17 protein-coding genes and 1 rRNA gene are annotated in these 22,505 nt (G+C 47.5%); 17 read left to right on the top strand and 1 reads right to left on the bottom strand.

What is annotated here, in order from left to right; genetic code table 11:
• Positions 1-697: 697 nt before the first annotated feature.
• From JUB14_RS27390 to JUB14_RS27460, 15 genes are all read left to right on the top strand, one after another.
• Entirely contained in the window at positions 698-2,122 is a 1,425-nt protein-coding gene (locus JUB14_RS27390) for an anthranilate synthase component I family protein (RefSeq protein WP_207510066.1), read from the top strand.
• 38 nt (positions 2,123-2,160) lie between these two features.
• Complete coding sequence (locus JUB14_RS27395) at positions 2,161-2,727, top strand: anthranilate synthase component II (protein ID WP_207510067.1); 567 nt, start codon at positions 2,161-2,163, stop codon at positions 2,725-2,727.
• A 71-nt stretch (positions 2,728-2,798) separates the two neighbouring features.
• The gene (gene trpD / locus JUB14_RS27400) at positions 2,799-3,788 is read left to right on the top strand and encodes an anthranilate phosphoribosyltransferase (protein WP_207510068.1); all 990 of its coding nucleotides are present in this window, start codon (positions 2,799-2,801) and stop codon (positions 3,786-3,788) included.
• Between the two features lie 24 nt (positions 3,789-3,812).
• Positions 3,813-4,631: an indole-3-glycerol phosphate synthase TrpC gene (gene trpC / locus JUB14_RS27405; protein ID WP_207510069.1), complete on the top strand. Its 819-nt coding sequence runs from the start codon at positions 3,813-3,815 to the stop codon at positions 4,629-4,631.
• Positions 4,628-5,275, top strand: a complete 648-nt coding sequence (locus JUB14_RS27410; protein WP_207510070.1) for a phosphoribosylanthranilate isomerase — start codon at positions 4,628-4,630, stop codon at positions 5,273-5,275. The genes trpC and JUB14_RS27410 overlap by 4 nt, the downstream gene beginning before the upstream one ends.
• Positions 5,276-5,350: 75 nt before the next feature.
• Positions 5,351-6,550 (top strand): tryptophan synthase subunit beta, encoded by a 1,200-nt coding sequence (gene trpB, locus JUB14_RS27415; protein ID WP_207510071.1) that lies wholly within the window; start codon positions 5,351-5,353, stop codon positions 6,548-6,550.
• Positions 6,551-6,567: 17 nt separating this feature from the next.
• Positions 6,568-6,768, top strand: coding sequence for a hypothetical protein (locus JUB14_RS27420; RefSeq protein WP_207510072.1), 201 nt, complete (start codon positions 6,568-6,570; stop codon positions 6,766-6,768).
• A gap of 21 nt (positions 6,769-6,789) precedes the next feature.
• Entirely contained in the window at positions 6,790-7,179 is a 390-nt protein-coding gene (locus JUB14_RS27425; protein WP_207510073.1) for a Dabb family protein, read from the top strand.
• Positions 7,179-7,976, top strand: coding sequence for a tryptophan synthase subunit alpha (trpA, locus tag JUB14_RS27430; RefSeq protein WP_207510074.1), 798 nt, complete (start codon positions 7,179-7,181; stop codon positions 7,974-7,976). Before JUB14_RS27425 ends, trpA begins: the two co-directional genes overlap by 1 nt.
• 126 nt (positions 7,977-8,102) lie before the next feature.
• Positions 8,103-11,591, top strand: coding sequence for a coiled-coil domain-containing protein (locus tag JUB14_RS27435; protein ID WP_229368378.1), 3,489 nt, complete (start codon positions 8,103-8,105; stop codon positions 11,589-11,591).
• Positions 11,592-11,700: 109 nt separating this feature from the next.
• Positions 11,701-12,126, top strand: a complete 426-nt coding sequence (gene ybeY, locus JUB14_RS27440) for an rRNA maturation RNase YbeY (protein WP_207510075.1) — start codon at positions 11,701-11,703, stop codon at positions 12,124-12,126.
• A gap of 82 nt (positions 12,127-12,208) precedes the next feature.
• Positions 12,209-14,071, top strand: a complete 1,863-nt coding sequence (mnmG, locus tag JUB14_RS27445; RefSeq protein WP_207510076.1) for a tRNA uridine-5-carboxymethylaminomethyl(34) synthesis enzyme MnmG — start codon at positions 12,209-12,211, stop codon at positions 14,069-14,071.
• Complete coding sequence (locus JUB14_RS27450; protein ID WP_207510077.1) at positions 14,072-14,980, top strand: class I SAM-dependent methyltransferase; 909 nt, start codon at positions 14,072-14,074, stop codon at positions 14,978-14,980.
• A gap of 80 nt (positions 14,981-15,060) precedes the next feature.
• Positions 15,061-16,677 (top strand): Ig-like domain-containing domain, encoded by a 1,617-nt coding sequence (locus tag JUB14_RS27455; RefSeq protein ID WP_207510078.1) that lies wholly within the window; start codon positions 15,061-15,063, stop codon positions 16,675-16,677.
• Positions 16,678-17,112: 435 nt separating this feature from the next.
• Positions 17,113-18,924: a tetratricopeptide repeat protein gene (locus JUB14_RS27460; protein WP_229368380.1), complete on the top strand. Its 1,812-nt coding sequence runs from the start codon at positions 17,113-17,115 to the stop codon at positions 18,922-18,924.
• A gap of 144 nt (positions 18,925-19,068) precedes the next feature.
• Here the strand turns inward: JUB14_RS27460 and thrC are convergent, their stop codons facing one another.
• On the bottom strand, positions 19,069-20,373 hold the full coding sequence (gene thrC / locus JUB14_RS27465) for a threonine synthase (protein ID WP_207510079.1): 1,305 nt from the start codon (positions 20,371-20,373) through the stop codon (positions 19,069-19,071).
• A 144-nt stretch (positions 20,374-20,517) separates the two neighbouring features.
• Here thrC and pruA point away from each other — a divergent pair, with 144 nt between their 5' ends.
• Complete coding sequence (gene pruA / locus JUB14_RS27470) at positions 20,518-22,152, top strand: L-glutamate gamma-semialdehyde dehydrogenase (protein ID WP_207510080.1); 1,635 nt, start codon at positions 20,518-20,520, stop codon at positions 22,150-22,152.
• Between the two features lie 271 nt (positions 22,153-22,423).
• A 16S ribosomal RNA gene (locus JUB14_RS27475) occupies positions 22,424-22,505 on the top strand; the annotation flags it as partial.

A 22,505-nucleotide genomic window follows, 5' to 3' on the forward strand; every position in this document is an offset into this window, starting at 1 on the left:
GAGGAGTCAGAAGCGTTGAATTCTTCCTCTATCGTCTCACTCAGCTATATGCTTAAACCAACCTCCTCCACAACTTTTGGACTTGATCCATGGTAGGGCAAGGCCTTTCAAAGTAGCGTTAGACGCTCTAAAAGCTGTGAATTTTGATTTCCACCCCCTATATTTTATATATCCATTTTAAAGTAAACAACATACTAATTATCAATATAGTAGCTATAAAAAGGGTAAGTAATGCAGCCGCTATGGTTTTTACAGAAGGTTTTAACCTGCACATTGGCCTTATATAGTTAATTCTAGAGCCCATCATTTTGGGGCAAATTATAGACTATCTCATCCATCTCCCACCACTACCCATCTGAGGTGATCTTCCTGTGAAAGTTGATAAGGCTACAGCTGATGCAAATCAAATTAGCGATGCGGCTCCTGAAAGATTTGGTGATGTGAAAATTGTTTTTTTATCTTTGCATTAGTAAAAGATCTGTGACAGGTAGCAGCAGCTACTGCACATGATACAAAGTCAAGAAATTAGAACATGAATATTTCATTGAATACTGCATGGTGGTGGCACGCCCGTCTTTCCCAGATGGATGTGTAAGCCATAGTGCGTAATCAATAAAGAATAAACGTACACCAGGGCTCGCTGTTCATCTAGACAGCGAGCCTTTTTTTATTGCTATTTCTCAAACCTGTTTCTACTATGACTACCGAACAAACTACTTACTCTATCAAAACCCGCCATAAGAAATTACTGGCTGATACTATAACGCCCGTATCTATCTACCTGAAGCTGCGCGACCGGTTTGTAAATACAATCCTGTTGGAGAGCTCAGACTACCATGGTAACGAAGATTCTTTCTCCTACATCTGCTGCGATCCGATAGCTTCGTTCAAGCTGAATCAGGCACAAGTAACGCAGCGTTTTCCGGATGGTATTCAGGAAACCTCATCACTGGCATCAACCAAAGAGGCTATATCTGTACTGCAAGGGTTTGCTCAGCGCTTTCAGCCTGACGAAAAGAGCCCTTTCCCTTTTATCTCTAATGGACTTTTCGGTCATATCACTTATGACTCGGTTACCTATTTTGAAGATATCACCATTCAGCCTCCCAGCGCCGAGACAGAGATAGATCAAATCTTCTACCAGGTATACCGCTACGTGATTGCTATCAATCACTTCAAAGATGAGCTGTACATCTTTGAGCATACTTATAACGGCGCCGAAGCAGGGGAGGGGCTGGAGCAGCTGGAAGTAATGATCAAAAACCGCAATTTCCCTACCTACAGCTTCAAAACTACCTCAGAAGAAACTTCCAACGTCACAGACGATGAGATGCGTGGCGTCATCAAAAAGTGTATCTACCACTGTCTGCGGGGTGATGTATTCCAGATCGTACCTTCCCGCCGGTTTAGCCGCAACTTTCAGGGGGATGACTTCAATGTATACCGTGCTCTGCGCTCTATCAACCCCTCGCCATACCTCTTCTACTTTGACTACGGCAATTACAAGATCTTCGGTTCATCACCTGAGAAGCAAATATTCATCAAAGATGGCCAGGCTGAAATTCATCCCATAGCGGGTACCTTCCGTCGTACGGGCGATGACCGTGCCGACGCACAAGCTGCCCAACTTCTCCTCGACGATCCTAAAGAAACCGCAGAGCACGTGATGCTGGTAGATCTGGCCCGTAATGACCTCAGCCGTAGCTGTGACGCCGTAAAGGTTGAAACCTACAAAGAAGTACAGTACTACTCCCACGTGATCCACCTGGTATCAAAGGTGACTGGTAAGATGAAGTCTGGTACCAATCCTTTGCAGCTGGTGGCTGATACCTTCCCGGCTGGTACCTTATCCGGAGCTCCTAAGCACATGGCCATGACGCTGATAAATGAACTTGAGAGCAGTAATCGGAGTATATATGGTGGAGCCATCGGGTTTATGGATTTTAATGGTGATTTCAATCATGCCATAGCCATTCGTACGTTCTTAAGTAAAGACAACACGCTGTTTTTCAGAGCAGGTATGGGCGTAGTAGCCAAATCTAACGTGGAAAGCGAGTTGCAGGAAGTAAATAATAAGCTGGCCGCCCTGCGTAAAGCCATTGAGGTAGCCGAAGAATTGTAGTTTGATGATAGCAATAACCGACTTTTAATACCTTCCCAATGAAAATCCTTGTAATAGATAACTACGATTCCTTCACCTATAATCTGGTATATATACTGCGTGAGCTGCACGACCAGGTAGATGTATATCGGAATGATAAAATTAGCCTGGAACAGGTTGCTGATTACGATAAAATCCTGCTCTCACCCGGTCCGGGTATTCCCTCCGAAGCGGGTATTATGCTGGATGTGGTGAAAGAATACGCTCCCACTAAGAGTATTATGGGCGTATGCCTTGGCCATCAGGGTATCGGTGAGGTGTTCGGAGCTACGCTTGAGAATATGACCGACGTGCTGCACGGCATCAGTGACAAGGTAATGATCACCGATAGCCAGGACCGGATCTTCAAGAATCTGCCTCATCAGTTCAAGGTAGGTCGTTATCACTCCTGGACGGTAATCCCCAATACTGTACCTGCTACCATGACCATTACGGCCGTTGATGAGCAGGGTAGGGTCATGGGACTGGCACACAAAACATACGATGTAAAAGGGGTACAGTTTCATCCGGAGTCGGTCCTGACCGAACACGGAAAAGAGATGCTCCGCAACTGGTTAGACCAGTAGATTTCGTCCTTTTATAGGGGTACATGTAGAAGCCCCTCTTATCGTCTGTTAGTGTTAATTACGAGTCATTAATGAAAAAGATCTTAAATCACCTTTTTGAATATAAAGTCCTCACTAAAGAACAAGCCAAGGAGGTACTGGTAGGCATTGCCAAAGGCGATTATACCCACTCCGAAATAGCTGCTTTTCTGACTGTATTTGGTATGCGTAGTGTTACGGTTGAAGAGCTGGAAGGTTTCCGTGACGCTATGCTGGAACTTTGCCTGTCGGTGGATCTGTCGGCTTACGATCCCATCGATCTGTGCGGTACGGGCGGAGATGGCAAGGATACTTTCAATATCTCTACGCTTTCGTGCTTTGTGGTAGCCGGTGCTGGCCAGCGGGTAGCTAAGCACGGTAACCACGGCGTTTCATCCATGTGTGGCTCTTCTACGGTACTTGAGTACCTGGGCGTGCAGTTTACAAATGAAAAAGAAGCGTTGGAACGCAAGATTGAAGAAGCAGGTGTATGCTTCCTTCACGCTCCCCTGTTTCACCCGGCTATGAAGAATATAGCGCCCGTTCGCCGCGAACTAGGCATCAAAACGTTTTTCAATATGCTGGGCCCTATGGTGAACCCTGCCTTTCCCCAAAAACAGCTGGTAGGGGTGTTTAGCCTTGAATTAGCAAGACTTTATAGTTATCTTTACCAACAAGCTAATACCCAGTTCTTAATACTGCACGCTTTAGACGGATACGATGAAGTGTCATTGACAGGAGCATTCAAAATCATCACCGCTCAGTCAGAGCAAGTCCTGACTCCTTCACAAATGGGGCTTACTACCTTACGCCCCGAAGAACTTTCCGGTGGAGATTCCGTAGAAGCATCAGCCCGCATCTTTATGAATGTATTGAACAATGAAGCGACCTCAGCCCAGAAACAGGCTGTGATCGCTAATTCGGCGTTGGCGCTACACTGTGCTAATCCGGAGCTATCATTGACTGATGCCGTAGCCGCGGCTCAGGAATCACTGGACAGTAAACGTGCGCTGGATTGCTTCAAAAAACTGGTAGCAGCCTAAGCAGGAAATACAGTAGACCATTATATGAATATTCTAGATAAGATAGTAGCTAATAAGCGGATAGAAGTAGCTCAGGCCAAAGCCCTGGCCTCTGTGGATAGACTTGCGAAGCGCGAGCTGTTTTCCCGTCCGACTCTTTCCCTCAAGAAGGCTATACAGCAGTCCCAACTGCCCGGTATTATATCTGAGTTTAAGCGTCAGTCCCCTTCCAAGGGTATTATCAATGCACAGGTTACACCTGCGGAAGTGACAGCCGGTTATACCCGGGCAGGAGCGGCCGGCTTATCGGTCTTAACCGATACACAGTTTTTTGGTGGTAATTTCGATGATTTCAACAAAGCCCGACTGGCTAACCCCACTACTCCCATGCTCCGAAAGGACTTCATGGTGGATGAATACCAGCTTTTCGAGGCCAAAGCCATAGGAGCAGACGTGATCCTGCTTATTGCTGCTTGTCTATCACCCGAGGAAGTAGCCTCGCTTAGCCAGAAAGCGCACGAACTAGGCCTGGAGGTACTCCTGGAAGTACATGACGAAGAAGAGCTGCGACAGACCTTGTGTGATACCGTCGATATGGTAGGGGTGAATAACCGTAACCTTAAGACCTTCTCTACCTCGGTAGAGACATCCATTAAACTGGCCGAATTAATCCCGGATCAGTTTATAAAAATATCCGAAAGTGGCCTGAAAGATGCGGAGACTATTGTGGATCTGTACCGCCATGGCTACCAGGGTTTCCTGATTGGCGAAACATTTATGAAAACCGCTGATCCCGCTCAGGCACTAGCCGACCTGCAGACAGATCTTAACCGAATTATAAACCATAACCCTCTTGTCGTATGAAAATCAAAGTTTGCGGAATGCGTGAGAAAGCTAACATAGAACAGCTGGTTAGTTTGCAGCCTGATTTTATTGGGTTTATCTTCTACGATAAGTCCCCCAGGTACATAGGAGAGGAACTGGACGAAGAGTTTGTCAGAAGTATCCCCAAAAGCATTAAAAAAGTAGGAGTATTCGTGAATGCTAATCCCGGGTATATTCAGACCATGGTGAAGCGCTTCGATCTACAGTATGTACAGCTACACGGTAACGAGCTACCGGATATCTGCCGCATCATTCGTCAGAAGGGAGTGAATATCATTAAAGCCTTCCAGGTAGACGAGAACTTTAACTTCGCCATGTTGAACAACTACAAGCCTTTTTGCGACATGTTCCTGTTCGATACCAAGGGAGCTAACTTCGGTGGAAACGGTACTGCATTTGACTGGAGCCTGCTGCGTAAGTACGACAACGAAAAGCCATTCCTGCTAAGCGGCGGTATCAGTCTGGACAACATTGAACAAGTTATCGAGCTTTCCCGTTCTCAACGCATATACGGCATCGACGTAAACAGCCAATTTGAGCGCGAGGCGGGCCTGAAAGATATTGATAGGGTAGGACAGCTCATTTCAAAAATACGCGTCAAGGAAGAAGAAATTGAAGCCTAAGCGTCACCCGTTGATTTTCATTTAACATTTTGACTTTCTTATCCTGCCCGGCAGGGAGAACAAATAGCAAAAATTATGAGTGAAGTAGCAGACAAAGTATCATTTCAGGTCAATGAGCAGGGATATTATGGTGTGTTTGGTGGAGCCTTTATTCCTGAAATGCTGTACCCTAATGTGGAAGAGCTACGTGATAACTACCTGAAGATAATGGCTGAGCCGGAGTTTCAGCGCGAATTCAATGATCTGTTGCGCGATTACGTGGGGCGTCCTACGCCGCTGTACTTCGCGAAGCGCCTATCGGAGAAATACGGTACCAACATCTACCTGAAGCGCGAAGACTTGTGCCATACCGGTGCTCACAAGGTCAACAACACCATCGGGCAGATCCTGATGGCCAAGCGACTTGGCAAAAAGAAGATCGTAGCCGAAACCGGTGCCGGTCAGCATGGTGTAGCTACGGCTACTGTATGCGCGCTGATGGGTGTGGAGTGTATCGTATACATGGGTGAGCTGGATATAGAGCGTCAGGCCCCTAACGTAGCCCGTATGAAGCTGCTCGGAGCGGAAGTAAGACCTGCCAGCAGCGGCTCCAAAACACTTAAAGATGCGACCAACGAAGCCATGCGTCACTGGATCAGCAATCCGGTTGATACGCACTATATCATAGGCTCGGTAGTGGGACCGCATCCGTATCCTGATATGGTAGCTCGCTTTCAGTCTGTTATCTCAGAAGAAATAAAGAAACAGCTCGCAGAGAAGACTGGCCGTGAAAATCCGGACTTTGTAGTAGCCTGCGTGGGAGGAGGAAGCAACGCGGCCGGAGCCTTTTATCACTACCTGGATGTACCCGAGGTACAACTGGTAGCTGTAGAAGCCGCCGGACAGGGTATTACTTCCGGACATTCGGCTGCTACCACCGCACTGGGCAAGCCCGGAGTACTGCACGGTAGCCGTACCATCCTGATGCAGACCGAAGATGGACAGGTAGTAGAGCCTTATTCAATCTCAGCCGGTCTGGATTACCCGGGTATCGGACCTATGCACGCGTACCTCTACGATAGCGGCCGTGGCAAGTTCCTGTCGGCAACGGATGAAGAGGCGCTTCAGGCGGCCTTCGAACTGGCCCGCACCGAGGGTATTATTCCGGCGCTGGAAACTTCACATGCTCTGGCGGTACTGGATCGCCTGGGAGCTACTCAGGATCAGATCGTGGTAGTAAATCTTTCCGGACGGGGCGATAAGGACCTGGCTACTTATATGAAACACATTGATTAACCACAAATAAACTAACTATGGCTACACTTACTCTTCCCGAAGTATTTGACCTTCGCCTGAAGCTGCAGGAATTAGAAGGCAAGAAGGATTCACCCGAAATCTCTCTGTTTGAGCGGTGTGATATCGAAGACCAGATACTGGAGATCAAAGAAAAACTGGGCGAATTCGACCGCCTTAAGTTTAGCGAAGACGGCGAATGCCTCAATTGTTCCGCATAACATCCCTTAACACTCTTTTCTATGAAATTTAAACTCTTTCTGGCCGCTGGCCTGCTCCTGTTGGGTACAGTTGCCTTTACCTCCTACGATAGCTTAAAAACCAAGAAGATGCTCCGTCACGTTGTACTGTTCAAATTCAAAGATTCGTCTACACCTCAGCAGGTTAAAGAAGTAGAGGATGCTTTCCGTAAGCTTCCTTCACAGATCAAAGAGATCAAGTCGCTCGAGTGGGGTACCAACAACAGCCCCGAAAATCTGAATCAGGGCTTTACGCACTGCTTCTTTGTAACGTTCGATGACGAAGCAGGCCGTGCAGTGTACCTTCCTCACCCTGCCCACAAGGCATTCGGTAAGGTACTTGGCCCTCATCTGGACAAAGTGTTAGTAGTTGACTATTGGGTACAGGAGTAATGAATCGAATCATACAGTTATTCAACGATCAGCCTACGGGTAACCTGAACGTATACTTCACGGCTGGCTTCCCTCAACTGGATGATACCCGTCGCATCCTCGCTGCATTGCAGGAGGGTGGGGTAGACCTGGTAGAGATAGGTATGCCATACTCAGACCCCGTCGCTGATGGTGAAACCATACAACAGAGTAATCAGCAGGCCCTGGAGAATGGTATGACGCTCCGCACGCTGTTCAAGCAGCTGGAAGGAATGCGTGAAACGATCCATGTACCGGTACTGCTGATGGGGTATGTCAATCCGGTGGTGCAGTACGGGATTGAGGAGTTCTGCAGGAAATGCGCAGAAGTAGGCGTAGATGGCCTTATATTACCCGATATGCCCATGGATGTATACCTGAACGAGTACAAAGCTATTTTCGACTCCTACGGGCTCTTAAACATCTTCCTGGTTACTCCACAGACCTCAGAGAAACGGATACGTCAGATTGACGAGGTAAGCGCCGGATTTATCTATACGGTTTCCTCGGCCAGCGTCACAGGCTCTCAGACCGGTGTAAGCGGGGATATGGAAGCCTACTTCGACCGCCTCAACGCGATGAACCTCCGCAACCCCCGCCTGATTGGTTTCGGCATTAAAGATCGACCTACTTTTGAAAAAGCATGCTGCTATTCGCAGGGGGCTATCATAGGTAGCGCTTTTATCCGTATCTTACAGGAAAGCAACAATCTAGAAGAAGACATTAAGAACTTTATCAGCGAAGTCAAGGCCAATAAAAGGACCGAAATTGGCGTTTAGATGTAACAGTCTTAATTCAGGAAGTACCGAAAGATACTTCCTGAATTTTTAAGTGAACAAGACATACATCTGTACGGTTATGCTGCAGAGGGAAAGATGTTGATTAACAGGTGAAAAGAGAATATTATGGCAGCTTCAACTACCGCTATGGCGAGCCTTCTGCACCGGATACAGGAATACCGGCAGAAGTACTACCAAAATCAGCTACTTAAAGGAATTATATTCTCGGCGGCCATGCTGCTGAGCGTGTTCCTGTTTGTCAACACACTCGAATATTTTGGACGATTCAGCTCCATGATCCGGGGTATGCTATTCTTCGGATTTATGGCCGTGCTGATGTTCTCGGTCTTTCGCTGGATCATTCAACCCCTTATTAGCCTATATGGCCTCCGCAGGCCACTATCAGACGAAGAAGCTGCCCTCCAGATCGGCCAGTACTTCCCGGAAGTAGGCGATAAGCTCATTAATACGTTACAGCTCCGTTCACTAACTGGTAGCCAGACTGACTTGATTGAAGCCAGTATTCAGCAGAAATCCAGTCAGTTACTGATCGTACGTTTCTCAGACGCCGTACGTTTTCAGGAGAACCAGAGGTACGTGAAGTACGCAGTATATCCATTGGCAGCAATTGCTATGATTCTGATGTTTCACCCCTCGTTTTTCACCACCAGTTCTGATCGTATTATCCATTTCCAGAATAACTATACCTACGCTCCCTTCTCGTTTCACGTTCAGAATAAGGCACTTAAAGCTTTCCGGAACGACGACTACACCATTCGTCTTAAACTCGAAGGAGAAGCCTTGCCTAAGGATGTATATCTGGTACAGAATGGTACCCGCTTTAAGCTGACTCAGGAAGAGGGTCGGATGTACTCCTATACCTTCAAGAATGTACAGCGGGAAGTAAAGTTTGGCTTTGAAGCGGCCGGTTTTACCTCCAATGATTATACCCTCGCTGTGATTGAGCGTCCGAGTCTGCTGTCATTTGACGTACACCTGCGCTATCCTGCTTACCTCAATAAGCCCGCCGAAGGCCTTAATAATGTAGGTAACCTAACTGTACCTGAGGGTACCGTGATTGAGTGGGACTTCAATACCTCCGCTACCAAGTCAATGGCTATCCGCTTTGACAGTGACTCTATCCTACACAAAGCTGAGGGTAGGGGAGGAGAGCGCTACCAGCTGCGCAAACAGGTACGTCGTTCGTCGCAGTACCAGGTTATGCTGCAAAACGATGATACACCGAACGCTGAAGCAATTGGCTACTACATTAACGTAATTCCCGATAGACACCCCGAGCTTTCTCTGGAGAACTTCCAGGATACTACCCTGTATAACTATATGGTAATGGGTGGCTCGATCAGTGATGATTACGGATTCTCGCAGCTACGACTCTTCTACACCATCCGCCGTGAGGGTGATAATGAGTCGGCTAAAATACAGCCTAAGAGTATGCCTATCCCCTTTAACAAGGCAGTGAATACTCAAAGCTTCTACCTGCAATGGTACGTAGATAGCCTACAGTTGGCTCCGGGTGATCGGATCGAGTATTACGCTCAGGTATGGGACAACGATGGCATCAATGGCCCCAAAAGTGCCCGTTCCCGCACGATTAACTTCACAGTACCTTCAAAGGAAAAGCTAGAGGCCGAGATTCAGAAATCGGCCGAGCAGACTCAGTCCCAGCTGGAAAAGACTTTAAAGAAGGCGAAGAGCCTCGAGCAGGACATGAAAAACCTTGAGAATCGTCTGAAGTCAACTAAGGACATGGACTTCCAGGAGCGTAAGCAGGCGGAGGATATCATCAAGAAGCGCGAAGAACTCATGAACGAGATCAAATCGATTCAGGAGCAGAACCGCTCTACGAATGATAAAGCCCGTCAGTTTAACCAGCAGAGCCCTGAAATGCAGAAAAAGCTCGATCAGTTACAGAAACTAATGAATGAGCTGATGGACGATGAGACCAGCAAGCTATTCAAAGAACTGCAAAAACTGCTCGAACAGAAGCAAAGTGAGCGTATGTCCAACATGCTGGAAAAGCTGCGCAACAAGAATCAGAACACTGAGAAAGAGATCGAACGTACCCTGAACCTGTTCAAGAAGCTACAGATGGAGCAGAAGATGGAGAACGTAGTTAAAGAACTGGATCAGCTGGCTGAAAAGGAGGAGAAACTTGCCGAGAAGACTCAGAAAGCTGATGAAGCTGCCAAGAATGAGAAGGGCAAAGATGAGAAGGCTAAAGATAACAAGAACAAAGACGGCAAAGACAAGGAAGATAAAAAAGGCGACAACGAGCAGAAAGATGCTAATGAACAAAAGGATGCCAAAGATCAGAAAGATCAGGGCGCTAATGAGCAGCTGAAGAAAGAGCAGGAGAAGATCAAGGAGGAGTTTGAAAAAGCTAAGAAAGACATCGAGGACATCGAAAAGATGAGCAAGGAGCTGGACGAGCCGATCGACAAGCAGGAAAAAGAGCAGGAGAACGCTTCTGAGCAGATGCAACAGAGTATGAAGCAACTGGATCAGAAGCAAAACAAAAGTGCCTCAGAATCGCAGAAAAAGGCCGCTAAATCCATGCGTAAGATGTCCCAGTCCATGTCTGAATCTATGCAGAGCTCACAGATGTCCCAGATGCAGGAAGATATCGACTCCATGCGGGACATTCTGGAAAACCTCATTGAGCTTTCTTACGATCAGGAACGTCTGATGAAGGATTTCAAAGGGGTTAATCTGCAGGATCCACGATTTGTGAAACTAGGGCAGGAGCAGCTCAAACTGCAGGATGATGCCAAGGTAGTTGAGGATAGCCTCTATGCCCTGGCCAACCGCGTTATCCAGATCCAGTCGTTTATTACCCGCGAGCTGAATGACATGAAAACCTATATGGGCGAGAGTGTCAGCAACATTCGTGACCGCCGGATCAACGTAGCGACATCGAAGCAGCAGTTTGCGATGACATCTATGAACAACCTGGCGCTGATGTTGAGTGACGTGTTCCGCCAGATGCAGCAGCAGATGGCGATGGCCATGCAGATGCCTGGCAGTGGTAAAGAGAAAGGAAAGCAGCAGCAGTCGCCCGGGATGGGAGAGATGCAAAAGCAGCTTAACGAACGGATTCAGAAGTTGAGCCAGCAACAACGCCAGGGGCAACAAGGGCAAGAAGGTAAAGAAGGTATGTCTGAAGAGTTAGCCCGTACGGCAGCTGAGCAAGCCCGTCTTCGCAAGATGATCCAGGAGCTGCTTGATTCACAGAAAGGAACAGAAATGGGCCAGAAGATGGGCCAGGAGCTGAAAGAGCTCATGGAGAAGATGGACGAGTCTGAAACTGATCTGGTGAATAAACGTATCAATCAGGAGCTGATGAAACGGAATCAGGAGATCGTAACCCGCCTGCTGGAATCGGAAAGGGCGATGCGTGAGCAGGACGAAGACGATAAGCGTAAGGGCGAAACAGCGAAGGAAGTAACTCGCCGTCCACCACCGGCCTTTGAGCAGTACATCAAAGAGAAGGAGCGTCAGACTGAGCTACTGCGCTCTATACCGCCCACCTTCTCCCCATTCTACAAGCGTGAAGTAGATGCTTACTTCCGCAAATACCAGGCTCAGGGTAGATAGAATATAATAACTTTCACATAAAAAGCGCCCGACTACATGAGTCGGGCGCTTTTTTATTGAGTATGAGTAGCATAACCTATTACCTTTGTGTTTTTAAAACAAGATTCACATGATTACTTTCTTTCAGGAGGATGTTTCTTTTAAAATTCCTACTCCACTAAAAACCAAACGCTGGCTCAAAGCCGTGGTCGAAGCGGAAGGTGCTCAACTGAACCATCTCAACTATATATTTTGTTCTGATGATTATTTACTTGATGTAAATCGTCAGTATCTCGAACACGACTACTATACGGATATCATCACTTTTGATACTAGCGATGAAGAGGAGGATCAGATAGAGGGAGATATATTTGTCAGCATTGATCGTATAAAGGATAACGCTCAAAATCTTAATAAAACTTTTGAGGATGAATTCAGAAGAGTGCTGGTACATGGTGTTTTACACTTGATTGGCTTCGACGACACTACGGATGATTCCAAGGCTGAAATGCGTAAAAAAGAGGATGATTACCTTCAGATTTTCAAAGACTTGTAAAAAATTCCACGTGGAACATTTCTCCAGTTTCCACAAAACACTACAGAACAATAACTTAAGTTAGAAAAATATCAAATAAAGTATGTTTCCAGAGTATGATGTAATAGTAGTTGGAGCAGGGCATGCTGGATGCGAAGCAGCCGCCGCGGCAGCGAATATGGGATCTAAGGTTTTGCTCATCACTATGAATATGCAGACCATTGCACAGATGTCCTGCAACCCGGCTATGGGTGGTGTAGCCAAAGGCCAGATCGTTCGTGAAGTAGATGCTCTGGGCGGACAGTCAGGAATTGTGAGCGACCGCACGATGATTCAGTTCCGAATGCTGAACCGTTCCAAAGGACCTGCCATGTGGAGTCCCCGCTGCCAGAGTGATCGGATGCTCTTTGCCCAGGAGTGGAGACAGATTCTGGAAGACACACCCAATGTAGATTTTTGGCAGGATACTGTTAAAGAAATAATAGTAAAAGATAACAGAGCGGCCGGAGTGAAGACAAGCCTCAGCATCGAAATCAAATCAAAGTCTGTAGTACTTACTAATGGTACTTTTCTAAATGGTTTGATACACATTGGTGAGAAAAACTTTGGTGGAGGAAGAACCGGAGAGAAAGCGGCGACCGGTATCACTGAGCAACTGAAAGAACTGGGCTTCGAGTACGGTCGTATGAAAACAGGAACTCCTCCCCGGGTAGATGGTCGCTCACTGGATTACACCAAAATGGAAGAGCAGCCCGGCGACGAAGAGGCGGGAGGATTTTCGTATAAGGAAACGAAGCGTCTTACGAAGCAGCGTAGTTGCTGGATTACCTACACCAACGAAGATGTACATGGTGTTCTTCGCACCGGCTTTGATAAGTCCCCGATGTTCTCGGGACGCATAAAAGGATTAGGCCCACGCTACTGTCCATCGGTAGAAGATAAGATCAACCGTTTTGCGGATAAGGATCGTCACCAGATTTTTGTAGAGCCGGAAGGGTGGAATACAGTGGAGGTATATGTAAATGGTTTCTCGACATCACTGCCCGAAGATGTACAGTACAATGCCCTTCGTAAAATACCTGGCTTCGAGAATGTACGGATGTTCCGTCCAGGCTATGCCATCGAGTACGACTTCTTCCCACCGACCCAGCTGAAGCTTACCCTCGAGACACAACTTATAGACAACCTCTTTTTTGCCGGACAGATTAATGGTACTACCGGATATGAAGAGGCCGCTTGTCAGGGACTGATTGCAGGGATCAATGCCCACCGCAAAGTGAACGAAGAGGAAGCCTTCATTCTGAAAAGATCAGAAGCATATATAGGTGTGCTGATTGATGACCTAATTAATAAAGGTACCGAAGAGCCTTACCGGATGTTCACCTCTCGCGCCGAGTACCGTACCCTGCTCCGTCAGGACAATGCCGACATTCGCCTAACCGAAAAAGGGTACAACATCGGGCTGGCTGATGAGGAGCGATTGACAAATGTAAGGGAGAAGGTAGCGCAGACCGATGAACTGATCCAGGAACTGATGCAGGTGAAAGTACAGCCCGAGGATGTGAATCCTAAACTGGAAGAACTGGGTACTTCATCCATTCGCGAGAAGACTTCACTGTACCAATTACTGAAGCGCCCCCAACTGGACATGACTCAGGTAAAGTCATTGCAGCCGCAGTTTGCCAACTGGGTGAGCCGCTTTAAGAAGGATGCTGTAGAGCAGGCCGAAATCCATGTAAAGTATGACAGCTATATAGAGAAGGAGCGGTTGATGGTAGAGAAGATGTCACGGATGGAAGACCTGCTCATCATTGATAACTTTAACTACGATAATGTAGCAGCGCTTTCGTTTGAAGGACGGGAGAAGCTGAAGCGTGCTCGTCCTCATACCATCGGACAAGCTTCCCGCATCAGCGGAGTAAGCCCTTCGGATATTTCTGTACTTATGATTTACCTTGGAAGATAAATGGCCCTCGAAACCCTCAACCATTGCCCCGCCTGTAACAGCGACCATTTCAAAAACCACCTTCAGGTAAAAGACTACACTGTATCACACGACACGTTCCAGATCGTATCGTGTGATACCTGTGGGTTTCTGTTTACCAATCCACGTCCCGACGCCGACAGCATTGGAGCCTACTACCAGTCGGAGGAATACATCTCTCACCACGACGAGGCACGGGACCTGATGAGTAAAGTGTACAACAGCGTACGCAACTACACCACCCGGCAGAAGATCGACCTCCTCAACCAGGCAACCGGCAACCGGCACGGTGAACTACTTGATGTAGGATGTGGTACCGGATTCTTCCTGTCCCAGTGCAAAGCAGACGGCTGGAAGGTGTCCGGAACTGAGCCGGATGATCAGGCCCGTAAAGTGGCGCAGGGTAGGGGAGGGGCTAACGTATTCAGTACCATTGATGATCCCTATTTTGACAACAAGCGGTTCGACGCTATCACCATGTGGCACGTACTGGAGCACGTACACCGGCTTAACGAAACACTCGACTGGCTGCACGCTCATCTTGACGTTAAAGCTACTTTAATCATAGCGGTACCTAACCATGAGTCACGGGATGCCTGGCAGTACCGGGAGCACTGGGCGGCTTATGATGTACCACGCCACCTGTACCACTTCTCCAAGAGTACCATGCAACAACTGATGGAGAAGCATGGCTTCCGGATCCAGCAGGTACACCCCATGTGGTTTGACTCGTACTATGTGAGTATGCTTAGCACCAAGTACCAGAAGGGAAAGACGGATCTGCCCGGTAGTTTTATCACGGGTAGCCTTTCCAACTGGCAGGGCCGCAGATCCAATGGAAGTACCTCACCTAATACCTCAAGTCTTATCTATATAATAGGTAAAGCATAATCTGTCATAGCTCATACGCAACCCTCAATACGGCTCGTTGGTATTGAGGGTTTTTATTTAACCAATTCACAAACTACCACATGAAAAAATACTGGTTGGCCTTAGTCGTCCTTATTACCCTTGCCCGCTGTGCCCAACAGGTAGCTCCGACCGGAGGAGAAAAAGATGTATTCCCGCCGAAGCTGGTCCAGACTACACCCGAGAATAAGGCCCTCAACTTTCAAGGTAAAACTATAGATCTGCTCTTTGATGAGTACGTCATCGTGGACAACATCCAGCAGAAGCTGACCATCACCCCTGAGACTGAAAACCCGTACACCGTAAAGAACAAGGGAAAGCTGATACAGCTAAACTTTAAGAATAGCTTTAAGGACAGCACGACCTATACGCTCAACTTCGGGGATGCCATCAAAGACTTTGCGGAGCGTAACCCCGCCCAGAACCTGAAGCTCGTGTTCAGTACCGGATCTACTATAGACTCTGCCCGGATCTATGGTAGAGTTACGGACTTGCAGACCGGACTCCCTGTCTTTGATGCGATGGTAGGATTGTACCTGCCCAAGGATACTCTTACTCCCGAGAAGCAAAAGCCTTACTACTTCTCCCGTACCGATAGTAGCGGGTTCTATGCTATAGAGAATATCCAGTCGTCACAGAGGTACCGGCTCATTGCCATTGCTGACAAAAACCGTAACCAGCTTTACAACCCAAAAGAGGAGCGGATTGCCTTCCTCGACTCGTCCATCAATGTGAACACAGATTCGACGCTGTACAACCTTCAGCTGTTTGCATCAGATGTTACTGTCCCCCGCATTCAACGAACCCTTCCTAAGGTCAACTCCTACACGGTTGTCTTCAATAAAAACATAGATAGTGTCCGGGTTCAGTTTGGGAGAGGCGACTCGCTACCTTATATCCTGGAGAGTGCATCGCAGCTGAAATTCTTCAACGTAGGTACCTCTGCCGATACTACCGTTGCGCTTATAGCCGCTATTGATTCCCTGGGGCAGCCCCTGGAGATAGAGCAGAAGATAGCCTTTCTTCCTCAGCGGGGGAAAGAGCGCCAGCGTGATCCGTTTGCTCTCCGGACTACTCCCGATCGGAACCAGCCGCTGGCCCGGGACTTTCGCTATACCTTCTCATTCAGTAAGCCGGTAGGTACCTTCCAGCCGGGTAGTATCCAGCTCATCAGCGATAGTACCTCGAGACAGAGCCTGAGCAATATCACCTGGCAGTGGAACCGCTACCGCAATGAGATCAACGTACAGGCGCGGGCAACCGCTCGTGATACTATCAGGTGGGATATACCCAAGGGAGCAGTGATCAGTGTAGAGGGAGACACGCTACCGGCCACGTTGATCAAGCATCCCGTCCTGAAGGAAGATGACTACGGAATCATCAGGGGCTCCGTCCGGGCCGACTCCGCCACCGCGTTTATAGTGCAGCTACTGGATAAGGAATACAAGGTGAGGCAGACCACCTATACCTCGCCCTACACCTTCACCCGTATCCCGCCAGGAGAGTACTACCTGCGCCTGACTGTGGACCGCAACCGCAACCGCCGGTGGGACACAGGAGTTTTCAACAAGTCTCAACAACCTGAGCCGATCATCTATTACCCCGACCCAATCACTGTCAAAAGCAACTTCGAGTATGAGGACCTAAATCTCACAGTACCCTCAATAACCTCAGATTAGTTTTGACGAAAAATCCGTTTTATGTGCATAAGGTTGTGGATAATGGAAAACAGGTGTGGATATAGGGGGTAAAGCCTGTGTACAACCATGTGTATAATTGTTGATATATGTGGAAAATAATCAGGAGGGAAGTCTGGAGTGGAAAAGGAATGAGTTAACAGAGACTTAACAGGCTGTGAATACACTGTAGGAGCTGTTCATAACTGGCACGGATTTATCCATCCACATTTCACTGTAGTTTGTGGAGAAAAGTGAGGAAGCCTGAAAAACAATTAATTAGTTGTTTACAACTCTGAAAAGTACGTGGATAAATGGCTAACTTGTAAACAGTGGGTGTCAATACTTAAGTGGATCTAAAGTGGAAACTAAAGCTATGCACATTTCCACAGCCATAACTGAAGAATAATAGATAAAAATTTAATATTTATTTTATTTATGAAAGGGTTTCTGAAGTGGATAATCTCATGTCTGATCCTGTTTGTCTCTTTTGGAGCGGTGGCGCAAACAGATGAGCAGTTGGCCGAAGAGTATTTTAAGAAGGGGGATTGTGAAAAGGCCGTCAGCTATTATTCTAAAATCCTCCGAAAATCATTTGATAAAAGAGGATTAAAAAATTATACCACTTGCCTGATCAAGGCCAAGGATTGGGTCGAAGCGGATAAGTTCTTTAAAAGGCAGGTAAAAAGTGACGCCGCCAATGCGGCCTGGTATTATATTAACTGGGGCTTAGTAAGCGAAGCAGAGGGGAAAAATGGGGAAGCCGACAAAAAATTTGGGGAAGCGGTTGGGGCATTTGGTACACGTTTCGATTTGTACCGTGACGTAGCCGAAGAATTCCGGGAGCTACAGAAGCCTGAATTAGCTAAGCAAACCTTGCTACGGGCACGGGAGGCATCAAAGAATGAGAACCTGTATCGTCTGGAGATGGCCAGCCTCAATCACGAGCTGAAAGAAACCGAAAATATGATCGGCGAATTGCTCGCCTATGGTATCATGTTCCGCAATGCCGAGATTGTTCAGAACATGCTCCAGGATTTCCTCAAAGAAGAGAAGGAGCAGGCAATGCTGGAAAAAGTACTCTACGATAAGATCCAGAAAAACCCTAACGAGGCATTTTATAATGAGCTACTGGTGTGGTACCAAGTACAGCGGAAAGATTTCTATAAAGCATTCCTTCAGGAGCGGGCTCTGGACAAGCGGTACAAGTACAACGGCAGCCGTATCTATGACCTGGGTAACCTGGCCCTGCAGAATAAAGATTATGAGAATGCCGCTTCGATGTTTGAGTACCTGGTGAAGGAGTATCCCAAAGGTCAGCTCTATCCATTTGCCCGACGCATGGCTATCACCGCCCGGGAGGAGCAGGTAAAGAATACTTTCCCGGTTAAGACGGACGAGGTGCAGAAGCTCATCGGTGAATATGAAAAGCTGCTGACTGAGTTAGGTACGAATGAGCGTACACTGGAAGCCTTACGTAATATGGCTATGCTTCATGCCTTCTATCTGGATGATAAGAAGAAAGCCATTGGTATTCTTACTAAAGCTATTGAAGTAGGTAAGCAGGAGAAGAACTTTGTGGATAAGTGTAAACTGGATCTTGGCGATATATACCTCCTGCAGGGAGAGCCCTGGGAAGCTACCCTGTTATATTCACAAGTTGAAAAGTCTCAGAAGGACGACCTGCTTGGCTATGAGGCAAAGCTGCGAAATGCCAAGCTCCACTATTACAAGGGAGACTTCGCCCTTTCGAAAGAGGTACTGGATATCCTGAAGAGAGCCACAACCCGCGAAATCGCCAATGATGCCAACGACCTTGGTCTGCTGATTATGGATAACACCGGACTCGATAGTTCCGAAACAGCGATGCAGGCATACGCGGCCACTGAGCTGCTCCTTTTCCAAAATAAGCCCCTCGTAGCCATCGACTCCCTGAAGAGCCTGTACGTCCAGTTAAAGGACCATAGCCTGGCTGATGAGATCCTGTGGCTGACAGCTAAGACGTACATGAAGCTGGATAGCAACCAGCAGGCTCTGGCCTGCCTCAAAACCATTACCGAAAAGTATAACTATGACATACTCGGTGATGATGCTCTTTTTACATCAGCCAAACTGTACGAAGAGAAGCTAAACAACAAGGAAGAGGCGATGAAGCTGTATCAGGCAGTACTTGAGAAGTATCCGGGCAGTATTTTCATCGCAGAGGCTCGCAAACGTTATCGTGTTTTAAGAGGCGATACTATTAACTAACTAATTGATATACAGCATTTAAAAGAAGCGGGGCCGCCTAAATTTTAGGCGGCCCCGCTTCTTTAGATTTTAATATACCGATTTAGGGTACGTGCAGCTCATTTCTACGCAAATCTCAGGCGCTACTTGTAACCCTGATCTACGCTATTTTTCGGATAGGAGGTAAGTCTTGAAATCTTCGAAGGAAGAACTCATCCGGATAGCCTGCTTCTCTAGAGAGAGAAGCTCCGCCAGACGGTCAGGTACCGGTACCGGTTGCCCAAGGGTCTCTTCCACCAAGTCTATGAATTTAGCCGGATGAGCCGTCGCCAGAAATACTCCTGTAAAATCTTCAGAAGATAAACTACGGTACTCCTGCAGACCCCGGTAGGCTACTGCGGTATGTGGACAAAGTACATAGCCGGTGTTGTCGTATACTTCCCGCATCGTTTCGCGTGTCTGCTCATCGGTGAAGTAAAAACCGGAAATATGTTGCCGGGCTTCTTCCCATTGGTCGCCGAAGAAGTGGATCATCCGGACGAAGTTGCTGGGGTTACCCACATCCATTGCATTTGAAATGGTTTCGACGGATGGAACGGGTAAGTATTCGCCACTGTTGAGGTAGTTAGGTACTACGTTGTTTTTATTGGTAGAGGCTACAAAATGACCAACGGGTAGTCCCATCCGGTACGCCAGCAGTCCCGCGCTTAGATTTCCGAAGTTGCCACTAGGTACCGAGAACACGACTGGCTTACCCAGGCGCTTGAGCTGCGCGTAAGTTGAGAAGTAGTAGAACGACTGTGGAATAAGTCGGGAAATGTTGATAGAGTTGGCTGAAGCCAGATTGTATTTCTGATTTAGTTCTTCGTCCAGGAAAGCCTCTTTCACTAATCGCTGACAATCATCGAAGGTACCATCTACTTCTATTGCCGACACATTATGCCCTAAGGTAGTAAGCTGCTTTTCCTGAATATCACTTACCTTACCACTTGGGTATAATATAGTAACGGATATACCAGGTACCTTATGAAAACCCTGAGCTACGGCACCGCCTGTATCGCCGGAGGTAGCTACCAGGATCTTGATCTCTTTTTGGGACCGGAGCAGGAAGTACGACATAAGAGCTGCCATGAAGCGGGCACCAAAGTCTTTGAACGCCATGGATGGTCCATGAAATAGCTCCAGTACGTAACTGTCAGGAGTAACAGGCACGGCGGGTGCTTCGAACGAAAAAGCCTTAGCTACGATTTGTTCTATATCAGTCCGGCTAATATCGTCGCCCAGTAAGGTATACGCTACTTCAACGGCTATTTCATTGAAAGTCCTGTCCTCTATAGTATCAAGAAACTCCTGCGAAACAGTAGGAATAGTTTCGGGCATATAGAGTCCGTTATCGGCAGGTAGGCTTCTGAACACAGCCTCTTCCAGAGAAGCTTTCAGGCTGTTGGTCCGGGTACTGTAAAACAACATGTTATATAAAAGAGTAAGGTAGTAAAAGAGACCGCAAATTTACATAAAACTACCCGGCTGCAAGTCATACTTCCGAAGTAATATAGGAAAAGTACCTAACTTGCCGCCTTGATCTTATCATCAACAAATAATAGATAATGTCTTATGCCAAAAGGAGTTTTTAATGTACCAGTACCTGTCAACGAGCCCGTAAAGAGTTATGCACCGGGTAGTCCCGAGAAAGCAATGCTCAAAAAAGCTCTTGAGGAGGCACGTTCGCGCCAGGTGGACATACCTATGTATATAGGAAGTGAGGAGGTATATACAGATAATAAAGTAAAGGTATCCCCGCCGCATGATCATCAGCATGTATTAGGATACCTTCACGAGGGAGATGCTTCTCATGTTCGTCAGGCTATAGATGCCGCGCTGGCAGCCCGTAAGACCTGGGCCAACATGTCATGGGAGCACCGGGCTAGCATATTCCTTAAAGCAGCGGACTTGCTGGCCGGCCCGTATCGGGCTGAGGTTAACGCGGCCACTATGCTTGGCCAGTCCAAAAATGCTTACCAGGCTGAAATAGATTCTGCCTGCGAAATGATTGACTTCCTGCGGTTCAACGTCAAGTTCATGACGGATATCTACCAACAGCAACCTGAGTCATCACCAGGGGTATGGAACCGTATGGAGTATCGTCCGCTGGAAGGGTTTGTCTTTGCCATTACTCCTTTCAACTTTACAGCCATTGCCGGCAATCTACCCGCTGCACCCGCCATGATGGGTAATGTAGTAGTATGGAAGCCCGCCTTTACGCAGGTATATGCGGCTAATGTACTCATGAAAGTATTCCGTGAAGCAGGCCTGCCCGATGGAGTGATCAATATGATCCTGGTCGATGGTCCTGCCGCCGGCGATGTAGTGTTCAACCACCCTGACTTCACTGGTATACACTTTACCGGAAGTACCAAAGTCTTCCAAACCATCTGGGAAACCATAGGAGAGAATATAGGTACTTATAGGACCTTCCCCCGTATCGTAGGTGAAACGGGCGGTAAAGACTTTGTACTGGCACACGAGTCGGCTGACCCTAGAGCGGTAGCGACTGGCCTGGTACGGGGAGCTTTTGAGTACCAGGGGCAGAAATGCTCAGCGGCCTCACGGGCGTACATTCCCGCTATTATATGGGAAGAGGTAAAAAGCTATATGCTTGCAGACCTGGCGGAGATCAAGATGGGTAGCGTCGAAGACTTCTCCAATTTTGTCAATGCGGTTATCGACGAAAAGTCCTTTGACAAAATCACCTCTTATATAGATAGAGTGAAGCAGGATATGGATAAGGTGGAGATTATTGCCGGGGGAGGCTACGATAAGAGCACCGGCTACTTCATAGAGCCTACCGTAATTCTGTCCAAAGATCCTAACTACGTAACCCTTTGCGAAGAGATCTTCGGACCGGTACTTACTATATATGTATACGAAAAGGAATCTTATGAAGAGATTCTGAACGTAGTAGACTCTACCTCACGCTATGCGCTAACGGGTGCCATATTTGCCCGTGATCGCTACGCCATAGAGAGAGCTACTGAGCGGCTGGTAGATTCAGCTGGTAACTTCTACATTAATGATAAGCCTACGGGTGCCGTAGTAGGGCAGCAACCCTTCGGAGGAGCCCGGGCATCGGGTACAAATGATAAGGCTGGCTCGGTCCTGAACCTGCTGCGTTGGGTAAGTCCGAGGGCGCTAAAAGAGACCCTGGTATCACCTGTAGACTATAAATACCCCTTCCTGCAGGAGTCGTAATTGTACAAATTTTGTACAAATTTTAACATGCTCAAGAAAATGCAAAAACTTGCAAAAATTTCTTGGGCATGTTTGCAAAAGTGAAAGGTGAAATGCTACCTTTGCATTCCCAATCGCAAGCAACGAAGCGAAAAGCAGAGAGAAAGCAGAGCGATTTTGGGTTTGTTCTTTGAAATGATGAGGTAAACCAGAGTGAAAAGAATCACTCGGAAACAGTACAAAAAAGTACGCTGTCACTACTTCGGTAGTGTTTAGCATCTATATAATATTTACAATGGAGAGTTTGATCCTGGCTCAGGATGAACGCTAGCGGCAGGCTTAATACATGCAAGGCGAGGGGGTAGCAATACCAC

Origin of the sequence: Telluribacter humicola, from assembly GCF_017355935.1 — a bacterium.
Classification (GTDB): domain Bacteria; phylum Bacteroidota; class Bacteroidia; order Cytophagales; family Spirosomataceae; genus Telluribacter; species Telluribacter humicola.